This window comes from Paracoccus zhejiangensis (assembly GCF_002847445.1).
In the GTDB taxonomy this organism is placed as follows: Bacteria; Pseudomonadota; Alphaproteobacteria; order Rhodobacterales; family Rhodobacteraceae; genus Paracoccus; species Paracoccus zhejiangensis.
Genome location: NZ_CP025430.1, coordinates 3,697,522 through 3,710,713, shown reverse-complemented (window position 1 = coordinate 3,710,713; position 13,192 = coordinate 3,697,522). Strand labels below are relative to the sequence as shown.

Below are 13,192 nucleotides of genomic sequence, written 5' to 3'. Positions count from 1 at the left end.
CGCATTAGTCCTTTTCATGCTCGCGGTAGCCCCGCGATTGGTCTGATGCGCCCGAGAGCTGTCGGTCCTTTGTCGGGTCCACTTGCGTCTCCGCAAATGCCCGCCACAGGTCGGGGCGGCGTTCCTTGGTCAGGCTTTCGGCCTGTTCGCGCCTCCAAGCAGCAATGGCCGCGTGATTTCCCGACATGACGACATCGGGGATCCTGCGGCCTTCCCACTCGGCGGGGCGAGTATATTGCGGGTGCTCAAGCAAACCTTCGGAAAAGGATTCCTCGGTCAGTGACGCCTGATTCCCCAGCACGCGCGGTATAAGGCGAACCGTCGCGTCGATCAAGACCTGTGCTGCAAGCTCTCCACCGGTCAGGACATAGTCTCCGATGCTGACCTCTTCGATGCCGCGCGCCTCGAGCACCCGCTGGTCCACGCCCTCGAAGCGACCGCAGATCAGGGTGGCGCCCGGACCCTCCGCCAGCGCACGGGCGCGGGCTTGGGTGAAGGGCCGTCCGCGCGGCGAGAGATAGAGCACCGGCAGCCGCGGATCGGCCTGATCCAGTGCCGAGGCCATCACGTCGGGACGGATCACCATCCCGGCCCCGCCCCCTGCCGGCGTGTCATCGACATTGCGATGCTTGCCGATACCATGCTCGCGCAGCGGGATGGTGCGCAGGTTCCACAGCCCCTCGGCCAGCGCCTTGCCGGTCAGCGACAGGCCAAGCGTGCCGGGAAAGGCTTCGGGAAACAGCGTGACGATGTTCACCGTCCACGCCCCTTTCACCTGCGGCTCGGTGATCAGTTCACGCGGCTTCAGGCTGGGACGGATGGTCAGTCTTCCGTGAGATTTCGACGGCGTGTCGCTCACGCGCCCGGCCCCGGCGGCATCAGGTGCCGGCGCGCCATGGCGGCCAGAACGAAGACCACCGTGACGCCCACCGGCAGCCAGTTGGGCAACCCGGCCAGCGACCCCAGACGCCCGCCCAGCCACCAGAGCCCCAGCGACAGGCCCCCGATGACAAGGAAACCCACCACGAACACCCCGACCTCGCGGCCCGAGCTTTGCACCGGCGGGCGCAGCAGCGCGACCGAGATGAGGATGGCGAAGATATAGGCCAGCGGATCTGACTGGCCGGTCAACCCTTGGAGCAGCGGCCCAGCCAACATGCCAAGCGCCAGAGCCAGGGTCAGCGGATCGCGGCTCATGCGCCCTCTCCTTCGGCTGGATCATTATCCTCGCCCGGGGGGTCGGCGACGATGCGGCCGGCGGTCAGGTCGACCGTCGGCACCACCGCACGGGTGAAGGGCAGCAGCAGGATCTCGCGGCCCACCACTTCCAGAATATCACCCGCGCCATGGTCATAGATGGCGCGAACCCGGCCAAGCGCCTGCCCGCCGGTATCCACCACCTCGAGCCCGATCAGGTCGGTGTGGTAGAACTCATCGTCGGGAAGGCTCGGCAACACCTCGCGCGGCGCCCAGAGCGTGACGCCCTTCAGCGCCTCGGCCGCCTCGCGCGTGTCGACGCCGGTCAGCCTTGCCCCGAACCCGCCGGTAACGGGCCGGGTCAGGCTGATGGTGAAGGACCGTTTGCCGTCTTCACTGCTCAGAGGGCCGTAACTTGCAATGTCGCGCGGTTCCGAGGTGAAGCTTTTCAGCCGCACCTCGCCACGGACGCCAAAGGCGCCCGCGATCGCGCCGACACAGATGCGGCCCGCCGAGGCCATGGCTTACTCGGCGCTTTCTTCGGCCGGAGCAGCAGCGCGCGCGGCTTTCTTCTCGGCGCGCTCCTTGGCAGCCTTGCCGGGCTCGCCCTTCTTCAGGTTCTTGCGCTCGGTCTTGGCGGTAACGCCGGCAGCTTCCAGGAAGCGGGCCACGCGGTCGGTCGGCTGCGCGCCCTGGCCCAGCCAGTGCTGCACGCGCTCGATGTCCATCTTGATGCGGTCTTCGCTGTCTTTCGGCAGCAGCGGGTTATAGGTGCCCAGCTTCTCGAGGAAGCGGCCATCGCGCGGCATGCGCGAATCGGTGGCGACGATGGCGTAATGCGGGCGCTTTTTGCTGCCGCCACGGGCCAGACGGATCTTCATTGCCATTGGGATTCTCCTTTAGAATGGCGTGGTGCGGTGGGGGATAGCCCCACCCTAGGATTGGAAGGTTTCGTGGTGGCGGATGACTTCCGCGATCACGAAATTGAGGAATTTGCGCGCGAATTCCGGGTCCAGGTCGGCCTCGCGCGCGAGGCGTTCCAGCCGCTCGATCTGGACAGCCTCGCGGGCAGGATCGGACGGCGGAAGATCATGTTCGGCCTTCAGGCGGCCGACGGATTGGGTATGCTTGAAGCGCTCGGCCAGCGTATAGACGATGATCGCGTCCAGCCGGTCGATGCTGGCGCGATGCTCTTTCAGCAGGCTCGCGGCGCGGGTGGTTGCGTCAGTCATGCGCTGGCTCCGATGGCTGGCGTGGCGATCAGGGTGAAGTCGGGGGCTGTCTGCCCCCGGACCCCCGAGGATATTTGTGCCAAGATGAATGCGGCCCTCATGCGACAGTCCTCGCATGGCGGAAAACGAGGTCTTCCGGGCCGGGGCGGGCGGCGGCGGCATCAAGCTGGGCGCCAAGGCGGCGTGCCAGCGCGATCGAGCGGCTGTTATCCGCATCGATATAGCTGACCAGCGTGGGCCAGCCCAGATCGTCAAAGGCATAGTCCCGCAGGCGCGCGGCGGCCTCGGTCAGGTAGCCCTGCCCTTCATCAAAGGCCAGCCAGCCGATTTCACGTTCGGGGTAATGCGGCAGGTCGTTCAGGATCACCTGCCCGACCAGCCGGCCGGTCGCGGTTTCGGTGACTGCCAGCGCGCCGCAGCCCTTGAGCGGCCATTGCGCAACGTCCGAGGCGAACCACATCCAGGCATGAGCCAGATCATATGGGCCACCCATATGGATGGCGCGATCCGATTGCATGACTGCGGAATAGGCCGGGAAGTCCGTCATGTCATGCGGGCGCAGGGTCAGCCGGCCGGTGGTCAGGGTCGGGGCACTCATACGACACCTGCCGGGTGGCGGTAGATCGCGCAGCTTGCGCCACGGATCCGGAAGTCCGGAGTTTCGATCACCGCGCCAAGGCGCTCGGCAAGGCGCTGCGACCGGATATTGCCGTGATCGATCAGCGAGATCAGCGGACCAAGGCCCATCTGGCCCTGCGCATGGTTTCGGGCGGCCAGCGCGGCCTCATGGGCAAGGCCCTTGCTCTCGAAACCTTCATAGATATGCCAGCCCAGTTCCGGCTCGGGCCAGTCGAGGTGGTAACCCACGCCCACACGGCCAGCCGTCTGGCCGCTGGCCTTGTCTTCCAGCATCCACCAGCCGAAACCACGGGTGATCCAATGGCCGATGCTGGCGTTGAGCGCGCCCCAGCTTTGCCAGGGTTCGAATTTGCCGCCGACATATTGCGTCCTGTCCGAGACGCCGAATGCGATCATCGCATCCAGATCCGACAGGCGCGGTTCGCGCAGGATCAGGCGTTCGGTTTCGATCACCGGAATATCGACGGAGAGGGTGGTCATTACTTCTTCCCGAACAGCCCCGACAGACCCGCCGGCAGCCCTGCACCGCCCAGTTGACCGCCCAGCCCCTTGGGGTCCTGCAGCATCTTGGTCGCCTCGGCCATTTTCGCCGGATCGACATTCGCCATGTCGGGCAGACCGCCGCCCTTCCCTTGCATCGCGCGCATGGCCTGTTTCAGCATGCCCCCCTTGCCCATCTTGCCGAGCTTCTTCATCGTGTCGCCCATCTGGCGCTGCATCTTCAGAAGCCGGTTCAGTTCCGCCACGTCCAGGCCGGCGCCGGCGGCGATGCGCTTCTTGCGGCTGGCCTGCAGCAGGTCGGGATTGGCCCGTTCCTTCTTGGTCATCGAGTTGATCAGCGCGATCTGGCGGCGGATGGCGCTGTCATCCATGCCGGCCTCTTCGGCTTGCTTGGCCATCTTGCCCATGCCCGGCATCATCGACATGATGGACTGCATCCCGCCCATCTTCTGCATCTGCTCAAGCTGGTTCCTGAGGTCGTTCATGTTGAACAGGCCCTTCTGGAAGCGCTTCATCATGCGTTCGGCCTGCTCGACCTCCAGCACTTCCTGCGCCTTCTCGACCAGCGCAACAATATCGCCCATGCCCAGGATACGGCCGGCGATACGCTGCGCGTCGAAACCTTCCAGCGCGTCCATCTTTTCGCCCAGACCGACGAACCGGATCGGCTTGCCGGTCACGGCCCGCATCGACAGCGCCGCACCGCCGCGCCCGTCGCCATCCATCCGCGTCAGCACCACACCCGAGATGCCGACCTTGCCGTCGAACTCGGTCGCCACGTTCACCGCGTCCTGACCGGTCAGACCATCGACGACCAGCAGGGTCTCGCGCGGGTTCGCCACGTCGCGGACCGCCTGCACCTCGTCCATCAGCACTTCGTCGATATGCAGACGACCGGCGGTGTCCAGCATATAGACGTCATAGCCGCCCAGCGTCGCCTGCTGCTTGGCACGCTTGGCGATCTGGACGGCGCTTTCGCCCTTGATGATCGGCAGCGTGTCGACGCCGATCTGCTGGCCGAGGATCGCCAGCTGCTCCATCGCGGCCGGGCGGTTGGTGTCGAGCGAGGCCATCAGCACCCGCTTCTTCTCGCGGTCCTTCAGGCGTTTCGCCAGCTTCGCCGTAGTGGTGGTCTTGCCCGAGCCCTGCAGACCGACCATCAGGATCGGCGCGGGCGGGTTGTCGATGCGCAGAGCCTCGGGCTCGCCCTCGCCCTGCAGCACCTTGATCAGCTCGTCATGGACGATCTTTACCACCTGCTGGCCCGGGGTGATCGATTTCGTCACCGCCGCGCCCGTGGCCTTGCCGGTCACCGTCTTGACGAAGTTCCGTGCCACCGGCAGCGAAACGTCAGCCTCCAGAAGCGCGGTGCGCACCTCGCGCATGGCGGCGGTGACGTCATCCTCGGTCAGCGCGCCCTGCTTGGTCAGCCGGTCGAAGACGCCGCCCAAGCGGTCTGACAGGTTCTCGAACATCGCGGGCCTCCTGCGGTCCAACTACCCCGGCCCGGACGGACCAAGAAAAACAGTAATGCCCCCGTGGGCGCGACGCGCTGACGGGGGGCGATCCCCGTATCGGACGGGGACCGGAAGGATGGCCTTCCGGGAATTGAGGTTCTGATATGGAAAAACGGCCCCCGAGTCAACGAGGGCCGTTCTTGGCTGGCACGGAGGGATCAGGCGGCCAGTTTTTCCAGATCGGCGCTGGCGCGGGCCAGCGAGGCATCGCGGTCGAAAACCAGCCGGTCGGCGGCGACGAATTCGACATCGGTGATGCCGAAGAAGCCGAGGATGAAGCGGATATAGGCCGAGGCATGGTCCAGTTCCGAGCCGATCGGCGTGCCCGAGGCGCTGTAGGCCACGATGGCGCGCTTGCCGGTCAGCAGACCCTCGGGGCCGGCCTCGGTATAGCGGAAGCTGATGCCGGTCCGGGCGATCTGGTCGATCCAGCTTTTCAGCGGCGCGCCGATGGCGAAGTTGTAGATCGGCATCCCGATGACCAGCACGTCGGCGTCTTGCACTTCCTTCAGATAGGCGTCCGAGGTGGCAACGACGGTGGCATGGGCGCTCGAGGCGTCGCCGGCAGTGCCGCGCGTGGCCTCGACCCAGGTGCCGTCGATGGCCGGCACGCCCTTGGCGAGGTCACGATAGGTGACGCTGGCATTCGGGTGGCTGGCCTTCAGCTTGGCGACGATGTCGGCGGTCAGCTTGCGCGAAACCGAGGCGTCGCCGGTGATGGCGCTGTCGAGGTGCAGGATGTTCATGTGGATCTCTTCCCGAATTCTGGTGACGATGTGTTAGCGCCGATATAGGGCCTTGCAGCTCTGCGCATATCCGCAATAATCGCGCAGGTTCTGTTCACGGATGCACAAAATGGAAGATTGGGACGGGATTCGCACGGCACTGGCCGTCGCGCGGGCGGGCACGGTCAGCGGGGCGGCCTCCGCACTTGGCGTCCATCATGCGACGGTCATCCGCCACATCGACGCGCTGGAGGATCGCCTTGGGGCAAGGCTGTTCCAGCGCCATCCGCGCGGCTATTCCCTGACCGAGGCCGGCCAGACCCTGATGGACGAGGCCAGCGCCGCCGATGCCCGCTTTGCCCAGATGGCGGCCCGGATCGCCGGCTCGGGCGACAGGATCGAGGGCGAGATCGTCGTCACTGCCCTGCCGGACCTGACCGAGATGATCATGCCGAGGCTGATCGAGTTGATGCGCGCAAACCCCGGCCTAAGGCTGCGCTACATGACCGATATCCGGCTGTATCGCCTCGACACGGGCGAGGCCCACATCGCCATTCGCGCCGGTGCGCGCCCGACCGAGCCCGATTACATCGCCCAGCCCCTGATGCAGCTCCATGCCGCGCTTTACGGCTCTCCCGCCTATGTCGAAGAGGTGGGCATGATCGAGGATGTCAGCGCCCATCGCTTCATCCTGCCCGGCCCCGAGGCCCGGCGCTCGCCCGCGATGCGCTGGCTGGCCGACCAGATTCCGCCCGAGAACGTGGTCCTGGTCAGCAATGATTTCGAGGCGCGGCTGACGGCGATCCGGGCCGGGCTGGGCCTGGGCTGGGTCAGCCCGATGCGCGCCACCGGGCTGGTCGAGGTGCTGTCGCTGTCGGAATGGGACGCGCAATTCTGGCTGGTCACCCATGTCGACCTGCACCGCACCGCCAAGGTGCAGGCGGTGCTGTCAGCCCTGAAGGCGAAATAGCAGCAACATCATCAGCTAATGCGGCTTTCCCTGCCGCCGGAACCAGTCGCGCACGTCCTGCAGCTTGCCGCGCGAGACGGGAATGATCTCGCCCGAGGCGGTCTTGACGTTCGATCCGGACATCTCCACGGCCTCGGCGCGCGACACCCAGTAGGATCGGTGCGTCTGGATACCGTCGCCATCCTCGAGCTGTTCCAGAAAATCCTTCATCCGGGCTCGGAACTCGGCCGTGCCGGTCTTGGTCGTCACCACAAGGTAATGCTCGGCGCTGCGCACGCTGCGGATCAGCGGCACCGGCAGCGACCGACCGTTCAGCACGACATAGCGGATCGCCGGCGCTGCAGGCTTCGCAGCATTGGCGTCCACAGGGTCGCTGGCCCGGCTCTTTTCAGCCTCGAGCCGCTGGATCGGCAGCAGCCAGACCAGCGCGATCGTCTCGATTACCTGGGCGATGAAGCAGTTCTTGATGATGGTGATCCAGTTGATCGAATGACCCCGCGCCGGCACCAGGTCGCCAAAGATCACCGGCATGGCCGAGGCAAAGGCGGTCAGCGCGATCACCAGCGGGACGGTTGCCCCGATCATCGGCAACGGACCCGTCGAGATCTTGGGCCAGAAGCGGATCAGCGCATCGACCCAGAAGGGAAGCAGCAGCAGGTAGAGCGCGACCGAAACCGTCCAGTAGAACAGCCGCGACTGGTATTCCGGCAGGCTGGGAAACAGCGTCGGATCGCTGGTTCCGATGGCCAGCAAAAAACCGGCCAGCAGAATCAGCACCCGGCGGCTGTAGATCAATTTGCGCAATTCACGTGACGTGAAGTGCACAATCCCACCGTTCACGAGCACAACGTGAAGTTTAAGACTGTCGTTTTGGCTCATCTGTTCTGTTCTGCTATCGGCTGACTACTCGTTCAGCTCAATTGGCCCCTTCCCGAGGTTATGGCCGTTGCAAGCGCCGAGGGTTGGTCAGTGATATGTTTAGTTTTAACAAGTAATTCCGGGTGGGTTCCCGGCACTGACCACACCTTCGCGCGCGGCCAGCCTCGTGAAACCTTTCCCTCGTCCCGGTCGTGTTCGTCAGGGAAATTCCAGTCAATTCCTGTACGCTCAAATTGTCATAGGTCTATTATGACAGCACATTTCCATTCATGCCAGTTTCTGCTGATCGCGCCCTCGCGGGTGACGCTGCGGCAGGCTGAATCTGGCCGGCAGGTCAGGGCGAGTAGCCTGGCCGAATGAGACGCCCGTTCCTCGCGCCCGCGGCACCCCGTCCTCTGGCAGTGTCGCCGTCAGCCCCGTCTTCCATCCGGGAATGAACTGGCGCAATCTGCCCGCGAAGGAGGCCCCCATGACCCAAGACACCCATCCCATCAGCCGCTTCGCCATTCCCGATCTGCAAAGCCTGCCCGAGGACCTGCGCGAGGCCATCGCCAAGGTCTCCGAGAAATCGGGCTTCATCCCGAACATCTTCCTTGCGCTGGCCCATCGCCCGGCCGAGTTCCGCGCCTTCTTCGCCTATCACGACGCGCTGATGGACAGCGACGAAGGCCTGTCGAAGGCCGAGCGCGAGCTGATCGTGGTCGCCACCAGCGGGCTGAACCGATGCCAGTATTGCGTGGTTGCGCATGGCGCCATCCTGCGCATCCGGGCCAAGAACGTGCATATCGCCGACCAGGTGGCGGTGAACTGGCGCAAGGCCGATCTGACCGACCGGCAGCGCGCCATGCTGGCCTATGCCGAAAAGGTCACGCTGGACGCCCAGTCCATCACCGATGCCGATCATCAGGCGCTGGAGGCGGCTGGCTTCACCCCGGACGAGATCTGGGACATCGCCGCCATCGCCGCGTTCTTCGGCATGTCGAACCGGCTGGTGAACGCCGGCGACATTCGCCCCAACGACGAATTCTACATGCTGGGCCGGTCGTGAGCCGACCCAGATGAACCGCCCGCGTATCGCCGCCCCGGCGGCCACCATCGACGTGCAGATGGGCAAGGCTGAATGGGCCCAGCTTCTGCTGTTGTCGCTGATCTGGGGCGCCTCGTTCTTCCTGATCGCCATTGCCGTCACCGGGCTGCCGGTCCTCACCATTGTCACCCTGCGCGTCGGCGTGGCGGCCGTGGTGCTGTGGCTGGTCGTGGCCTTGAGCGGCGCGCGCCTGCCGCGTGACCCGGCCATCTGGGGCGCGTTTCTGGTCATGGGCTTTCTGAACAACGTGGTGCCCTTCGGGCTGATCGTCTGGGGCCAGACGGCAATCCCCTCGGGTCTGGCCTCGATCCTCAACGCAACCACGCCGCTCTGGACCGTCATCGTCACCTCGGCCTTTCTCAGCGACGAGGCTGCGACCCCGGCCAAGTTGATGGGCGTGGTCCTCGGTCTTGGCGGAGTTGCGGTGATGATCGGACTCGACACGCTGGCCGGGCTTGGCCATGCCGTGCTGCCGCAGCTGGCCATCCTCGGCGCCGCGATCTCCTATGCCTTTGCCGGCACCTATGGCCGCCGCTTCCGCCGCATGGGCGTCGATCCCATCACCACCAGCGCCGGCATGGTCAGCGGCTCGACCCTGATCCTGCTGCCGGTGATGCTGGCCGTGGACGGGCTGCCGGGCGCCGAGGTCCCGGGCACGGTCTGGCTGTCGGTGATCCTTCTGGGGGTGATCTGCACCGGGCTGGCCTATGTGCTCTATTTCCGCATTCTTGCCCGCGCCGGCGCCACCAACCTGTCGCTGGTCACCTTCCTCGTCCCGGTTTCGGCCATCCTGCTCGGTTGGTTATTCTTGAACGAATCATTGGGGGCGGCGCACTTTCTGGGCGTGTTGATGATTGCCGCCGGTCTGGCGCTGATCGACGGGCGGCTGACCCGCCGGCTGTTCGCCTGACACCGCCAAAGCAAAACGCCCGCACCTTTCGGCACGGGCGTTCGAAACCGGAAAGACCGGGCGCTTAGCGGCGGATGCCGAGGCGCTTGATCAGGTCCTGGTAACGGGCCTCGTCCTTGCCCTTCAGATAGTCCAGCAGCTTGCGGCGCTGCGCGACCATCATCAGCAGGCCACGGCGGCTGTGGTTGTCTTTCTTGTGGGTCTTGAAATGCTCGGTCAGCGTGGAAATGCGCGAGGTCAGGATCGCAACCTGAACTTCGGGCGAACCGGTATCGCCGGCTTTGGTGGCGAATTCGCTGATGACCTTGTTCTTCTCTTCAACCGTGATCGACATCGGGGTCTCCTTTTCGGATCAAAGGGTTATGGCGCAGGCCGGGATGTCGTCCAGCAAGGCCCATGGAGTGTGCCGCCAGAATCACCCAGCGGACTGGCGGTGGATAGGCAAAAACCGGTGGAAAGGAAAGTGTTTTCGGCCGTACCGCCGATCACGCTGCAGAAGGCCGAACGGTAGACCGGTCCATACGCAGAGCGTCAAGCCCGACGCCATCCGGCGCAACAATGCCACGCTTCGGATCCGGCGCTATATGCTTCACTGCGCAAACTGCTGGCAGCCAATCAAACCTCGCGCTGATGAACCTGAACCTGCAGGCCATCGACATGTACCGCACCTACAAGCCTGGCCACTGCGGTGCCATTCACCCGCAGCAACAACCCGCCATCATGCGCATCGGCTAGATCAACCACTGCCCGCTCCATCTCGTCGGGTAGTTGCAGCTCGAGCCGGTCGGCCCTGCCGTCAAGACCGGCGATCACCGGCAGCGGACCATCGCCCGGATGGACGATATAGACATCATCGCCCTCCTGCCCCTCGGCGAAATCACCTGCGCCGGCGGCCAATGTGTCATTGCCGGACCCACCGTGCAGCCAACTGGTCTCAACCCCGTCATTGCCGATTAGCAGGTCGTCACCGGCCCCGCCGGTCAGATCGTCCTCACCCGGTCCGGACACCAGACGGTCATTGCCGGCACCGCCGTCGACCCAGTCACGGCCTTCGCCACCTTCCAGCAGGTCATCGCCGTCGCCGCCCTGAATGCTGTCGGCGCCGGCGCCGCCCTGGATGGTGTCATCACCGCCCTGCCCGGCCAGAAGGTCATCGCCGGTCCCGCCCTCCAGCCGATCGTCTCCGCCGGGGCCGAAATCCGATTCGCCCTGGATCCAGTCATCGCCATCGCCGCCACGCAGCGTGTCATCGCCCTGGCCACCGCGAAGATCATCGGCGCCCTCGCGCCCCTCGAGCAGATCATCGGCTCCATCGCCCATCATCGCGTCGAAGAACTCGGTGCCGATCTGCAGTCCGTCGGGGGCAAACTCGAGAGCTTCCTCCCCCTCGCCCGGACCGGCCGGCAGCGCAGCCTGCGGATCATCGCCTTCGTCCTCGTCAGACGGCGACCCATTGGCCGCGATGCCGAGATCCACGGCCACACCGACCAGCATCAGGCCGATCAACCCGGCAATCATTAACATGATGATACCCAGAACAAGGCGCGGCATCCGGGCCGCACCTCCACCCTACCAAGGAATCGGATACCGGCTAAGTCGTTCCTTAAGAATGGGTTAACCGGTCCAAGCCTCGGGTGAGCGCGCATAGGCGACGTAAAGCGGATGACGGGGCGCGCCGCTCTTGGTCAGCCCCAGATGCAGCAACGGACGGCCCGATTGCCGCAGCAGCGACAGCAGCCTTGCGTCCTGTCCGCGATGACTGCCATGGGAACCCCAGGCGCAGAGCACCCCGTCGGCGCGGCGGAGGGCCAAGCGGATCGCCGCTTCGTTCAGCGGGCCGACCGGGTCCTCGGCACGCATCAGGTCTTCCGGACGCTTGGCGCGATAGGCGAACAGGTTGACCACGCCCAGCCCCGCATATCCCAGTGCCCTCGCCCGGCGCTCGCAGCGCTCGATGGTCGGGTCATTGGCAAACTCGGTCGCGGTCGAGGGGTTCAACATGACGTAAAGCAGTGCCGGCCCCGCCGCCCATCGCCGCGACAGGACATAGCGATAGGCCTCGCAGGGCGAATAGGCCGCGAAAGACCGAACGGGTCCGGTCCGATGGCGGCGGATCACGACGTCAGGCTGGGTCATGGCAAAGGTCAGCGCCAGTCATGAAAAAACCCGCCGGCAAGGGCGGGTCCATTCGTCGTCTGGCGCGATCCGCGGCTCAGCCCTGGCGGGCCTTGAAACGGCGGTTCGTCTTGTTGATCACGTAGATCCGGCCTTTGCGACGCACGACTTGGCAGTCGCGGTGCCGGTTCTTCAGCGACCGGAGCGAGTTGACAACCTTCATCGGTCTTCTCCTGCTGAGGGCGCCGCGACGGCGCCGTTAAAACAAATGCCCCCGGTCCTCCGGGGGCGCGAATATGGTGGGCGGTACTGGGATCGAACCAGTGGCCACTACGATGTCAACGTAGTGCTCTACCGCTGAGCTAACCGCCCCTACCTTGGTGATTCTGCCAGCCCCGCTTGGGTGATCCAGCCGAAATCGCGTCGGTCCGGATGCCTATATAGGGGTGATCCGGGGGTTTCAAGTGGTATTGGCGCGGATTTCCAAACCTCTATATAGAGAAGAAGGGCAGGCAAAGAAACGGATCTGAACCGGATGAGCGAAACCGGCACGGCCTTCACGGTGACCCGCCCGCGGCATTGGCAGAGCGGGGTGATCTTCGGGTCGCCGCATTCGGGGCGCATCTATCCCGACTGGTTCCTCGAATCGAGCCGGCTACCGCTGAACCTGCTGCGCTCCTCCGAGGATGCCTTTGTTGACCAGATCATCGCCTGCGCGCCCGAGATGGGGGCGGTCACGCTCAGCGCCGGTTATCCGCGCGCCATGGTCGATCTCAACCGCGGCGTCGAAGAGATCGACCCGCTGGTGGTCCGCGGTACCCCGCGCGCGCCGCTGAACCAGCGCACCATGGCCGGGCTGGGGGTGATTCCCCGCGTCGTCTCGCAGGGCCGCGCCATCCATCATGCACCAATCAGCCAGTCCGAAGCCGAACGCAGGCTGAACGCCTATTGGCGCCCCTATCACGCCGCGCTGCGGGCGCTGATCGATGAGGCGCGGACGCGCTTCGGGAAGGCGGTGCTGATCGACATGCATTCCATGCCGCATGACGCGCTGAACCACCTGACCGCGCCGCGCCCCGATATCGTGCTGGGCAACCGCCACGGCGCCTCGGCCTCGGCCCGCGTCACCGATGCCATCGCCAGCGCCTGCGAGGCCGAAGGCTGGCGGGTGCGGCGCAACTCGCCCTTCTCGGGCGCCTATATCGCCGCCACCTATGGCCAGCCGGCGCGCAATATCCATGTGGTGCAGCTGGAGATAGACCGCCGGCTTTACATGGACGAGGCGACGATCACCAAGCGCCCCGATTTCGACGATTTCGCCGCCCGCATCGCGCGGGTGATCCGCACCCTGTCATCGCTCGATGCCGGCGGTGCCGCGCGCCGTCCCTATGCCGCCGAGTAATCGCGGCCGTAACTTTAC

At 65.2% G+C, this 13,192-nt stretch carries 18 protein-coding genes and 1 tRNA gene; 4 read left to right on the top strand and 15 right to left on the bottom strand.

All coding sequences use genetic code 11. The annotated features are described in order from the left end of the window. Nucleotides 1–4: 4 nt before the first annotated feature. The 9 genes from trmD to CX676_RS18010 form a co-directional block, all read right to left on the bottom strand. Nucleotides 5–859 carry a tRNA (guanosine(37)-N1)-methyltransferase TrmD gene (gene trmD / locus CX676_RS18045; RefSeq protein ID WP_232816517.1) on the bottom strand — a complete coding sequence of 285 codons (855 nt, stop codon included), beginning with the start codon at nt 857–859 and terminating at the stop codon, nt 5–7. Further along, the gene (locus CX676_RS23060; protein WP_232816516.1) at nt 856–1,197 is read right to left on the bottom strand and encodes a hypothetical protein; all 342 of its coding nucleotides are present in this window, start codon (nt 1,195–1,197) and stop codon (nt 856–858) included. Before CX676_RS23060 ends, trmD begins: the two co-directional genes overlap by 4 nt. After that, nucleotides 1,194–1,718: a ribosome maturation factor RimM gene (rimM, locus tag CX676_RS18040; RefSeq protein ID WP_101753796.1), complete on the bottom strand. Its 525-nt coding sequence runs from the start codon at nt 1,716–1,718 to the stop codon at nt 1,194–1,196. The genes CX676_RS23060 and rimM overlap by 4 nt, the downstream gene beginning before the upstream one ends. Before the next feature lie 3 nt (nt 1,719–1,721). Then, nucleotides 1,722–2,084 carry a 30S ribosomal protein S16 gene (gene rpsP, locus CX676_RS18035; RefSeq protein WP_101753795.1) on the bottom strand — a complete coding sequence of 121 codons (363 nt, stop codon included), beginning with the start codon at nt 2,082–2,084 and terminating at the stop codon, nt 1,722–1,724. Nucleotides 2,085–2,132: 48 nt separating this feature from the next. Then, entirely contained in the window at nt 2,133–2,429 is a 297-nt protein-coding gene (locus tag CX676_RS18030) for a chorismate mutase (protein ID WP_101753794.1), read from the bottom strand. Nucleotides 2,430–2,526: 97 nt separating this feature from the next. Beyond that, nucleotides 2,527–3,027: a GNAT family N-acetyltransferase gene (locus CX676_RS18025; RefSeq protein WP_101753793.1), complete on the bottom strand. Its 501-nt coding sequence runs from the start codon at nt 3,025–3,027 to the stop codon at nt 2,527–2,529. Further along, a complete protein-coding gene (locus tag CX676_RS18020) occupies nt 3,024–3,548 on the bottom strand; it encodes a GNAT family N-acetyltransferase (protein ID WP_101753792.1) in 525 nt (174 codons plus the stop codon). Before CX676_RS18020 ends, CX676_RS18025 begins: the two co-directional genes overlap by 4 nt. Continuing rightward, complete coding sequence (gene ffh, locus CX676_RS18015) at nt 3,548–5,044, bottom strand: signal recognition particle protein (protein ID WP_101753791.1); 1,497 nt, start codon at nt 5,042–5,044, stop codon at nt 3,548–3,550. Before ffh ends, CX676_RS18020 begins: the two co-directional genes overlap by 1 nt. Before the next feature lie 200 nt (nt 5,045–5,244). After that, the gene (locus CX676_RS18010) at nt 5,245–5,832 is read right to left on the bottom strand and encodes an FMN-dependent NADH-azoreductase (protein ID WP_101753790.1); all 588 of its coding nucleotides are present in this window, start codon (nt 5,830–5,832) and stop codon (nt 5,245–5,247) included. A gap of 109 nt (nt 5,833–5,941) precedes the next feature. On the opposite strand from CX676_RS18010, the gene CX676_RS18005 reads away from it, so the two are divergent. Continuing rightward, nucleotides 5,942–6,781, top strand: a complete 840-nt coding sequence (locus CX676_RS18005) for a LysR family transcriptional regulator (RefSeq protein WP_101754422.1) — start codon at nt 5,942–5,944, stop codon at nt 6,779–6,781. Nucleotides 6,782–6,796: 15 nt separating this feature from the next. On the opposite strand, the gene CX676_RS18000 is transcribed toward CX676_RS18005, so the two are convergent. Then, nucleotides 6,797–7,585, bottom strand: coding sequence for a LytTR family DNA-binding domain-containing protein (locus tag CX676_RS18000; RefSeq protein WP_157935985.1), 789 nt, complete (start codon nt 7,583–7,585; stop codon nt 6,797–6,799). 544 nt (nt 7,586–8,129) lie between these two features. Between CX676_RS18000 and CX676_RS17995 the strand changes: the two genes are divergently transcribed. Then, on the top strand, nt 8,130–8,708 hold the full coding sequence (locus tag CX676_RS17995) for a peroxidase-related enzyme (RefSeq protein WP_101754421.1): 579 nt from the start codon (nt 8,130–8,132) through the stop codon (nt 8,706–8,708). A 10-nt stretch (nt 8,709–8,718) separates the two neighbouring features. Next, nucleotides 8,719–9,657, top strand: coding sequence for a DMT family transporter (locus CX676_RS17990; RefSeq protein WP_232816515.1), 939 nt, complete (start codon nt 8,719–8,721; stop codon nt 9,655–9,657). A 64-nt stretch (nt 9,658–9,721) separates the two neighbouring features. On the opposite strand, the gene rpsO is transcribed toward CX676_RS17990, so the two are convergent. From rpsO to CX676_RS17965, 5 genes are all read right to left on the bottom strand, one after another. Next, nucleotides 9,722–9,991, bottom strand: a complete 270-nt coding sequence (gene rpsO, locus CX676_RS17985; protein ID WP_101753788.1) for a 30S ribosomal protein S15 — start codon at nt 9,989–9,991, stop codon at nt 9,722–9,724. Nucleotides 9,992–10,272: 281 nt separating this feature from the next. Continuing rightward, nucleotides 10,273–11,181 carry a calcium-binding protein gene (locus CX676_RS17980; RefSeq protein ID WP_101754419.1) on the bottom strand — a complete coding sequence of 303 codons (909 nt, stop codon included), beginning with the start codon at nt 11,179–11,181 and terminating at the stop codon, nt 10,273–10,275. Nucleotides 11,182–11,271: 90 nt separating this feature from the next. Further along, nucleotides 11,272–11,793, bottom strand: a complete 522-nt coding sequence (locus CX676_RS17975) for a DUF1643 domain-containing protein (protein ID WP_101753787.1) — start codon at nt 11,791–11,793, stop codon at nt 11,272–11,274. 76 nt (nt 11,794–11,869) lie between these two features. Beyond that, nucleotides 11,870–11,995: a type B 50S ribosomal protein L36 gene (gene ykgO / locus CX676_RS17970; protein ID WP_101460224.1), complete on the bottom strand. Its 126-nt coding sequence runs from the start codon at nt 11,993–11,995 to the stop codon at nt 11,870–11,872. A 74-nt stretch (nt 11,996–12,069) separates the two neighbouring features. Beyond that, nucleotides 12,070–12,144, bottom strand: a tRNA-Val gene (locus tag CX676_RS17965). Between the two features lie 163 nt (nt 12,145–12,307). On the opposite strand from CX676_RS17965, the gene CX676_RS17960 reads away from it, so the two are divergent. Further along, on the top strand, nt 12,308–13,174 hold the full coding sequence (locus CX676_RS17960) for an N-formylglutamate amidohydrolase (protein ID WP_101753786.1): 867 nt from the start codon (nt 12,308–12,310) through the stop codon (nt 13,172–13,174). Nucleotides 13,175–13,192 lie beyond the last annotated feature (18 nt).

What these genes read in the sequence shown, in the direction of transcription:
- CX676_RS23060 (WP_232816516.1), bottom strand. Translation starts at nt 1,197, where the DNA reads ATGAGCCGCGATCCGCTGACCCTGGCTCTGGCGCTTGGCATGTTGGCT.
- rimM (WP_101753796.1), bottom strand. Translation starts at nt 1,718, where the DNA reads ATGGCCTCGGCGGGCCGCATCTGTGTCGGCGCGATCGCGGGCGCCTTT.
- rpsP (WP_101753795.1), bottom strand. Translation starts at nt 2,084, where the DNA reads ATGGCAATGAAGATCCGTCTGGCCCGTGGCGGCAGCAAAAAGCGCCCG.
- CX676_RS18030 (WP_101753794.1), bottom strand. Translation starts at nt 2,429, where the DNA reads ATGACTGACGCAACCACCCGCGCCGCGAGCCTGCTGAAAGAGCATCGC.
- CX676_RS18025 (WP_101753793.1), bottom strand. Translation starts at nt 3,027, where the DNA reads ATGAGTGCCCCGACCCTGACCACCGGCCGGCTGACCCTGCGCCCGCAT.
- CX676_RS18020 (WP_101753792.1), bottom strand. Translation starts at nt 3,548, where the DNA reads ATGACCACCCTCTCCGTCGATATTCCGGTGATCGAAACCGAACGCCTG.
- ffh (WP_101753791.1), bottom strand. Translation starts at nt 5,044, where the DNA reads ATGTTCGAGAACCTGTCAGACCGCTTGGGCGGCGTCTTCGACCGGCTG.
- CX676_RS18010 (WP_101753790.1), bottom strand. Translation starts at nt 5,832, where the DNA reads ATGAACATCCTGCACCTCGACAGCGCCATCACCGGCGACGCCTCGGTT.
- CX676_RS18005 (WP_101754422.1), top strand. Translation starts at nt 5,942, where the DNA reads ATGGAAGATTGGGACGGGATTCGCACGGCACTGGCCGTCGCGCGGGCG.
- CX676_RS17995 (WP_101754421.1), top strand. Translation starts at nt 8,130, where the DNA reads ATGACCCAAGACACCCATCCCATCAGCCGCTTCGCCATTCCCGATCTG.
- CX676_RS17990 (WP_232816515.1), top strand. Translation starts at nt 8,719, where the DNA reads ATGAACCGCCCGCGTATCGCCGCCCCGGCGGCCACCATCGACGTGCAG.
- rpsO (WP_101753788.1), bottom strand. Translation starts at nt 9,991, where the DNA reads ATGTCGATCACGGTTGAAGAGAAGAACAAGGTCATCAGCGAATTCGCC.
- CX676_RS17980 (WP_101754419.1), bottom strand. Translation starts at nt 11,181, where the DNA reads ATGTTAATGATTGCCGGGTTGATCGGCCTGATGCTGGTCGGTGTGGCC.
- CX676_RS17975 (WP_101753787.1), bottom strand. Translation starts at nt 11,793, where the DNA reads ATGACCCAGCCTGACGTCGTGATCCGCCGCCATCGGACCGGACCCGTT.
- ykgO (WP_101460224.1), bottom strand. Translation starts at nt 11,995, where the DNA reads ATGAAGGTTGTCAACTCGCTCCGGTCGCTGAAGAACCGGCACCGCGAC.
- CX676_RS17960 (WP_101753786.1), top strand. Translation starts at nt 12,308, where the DNA reads ATGAGCGAAACCGGCACGGCCTTCACGGTGACCCGCCCGCGGCATTGG.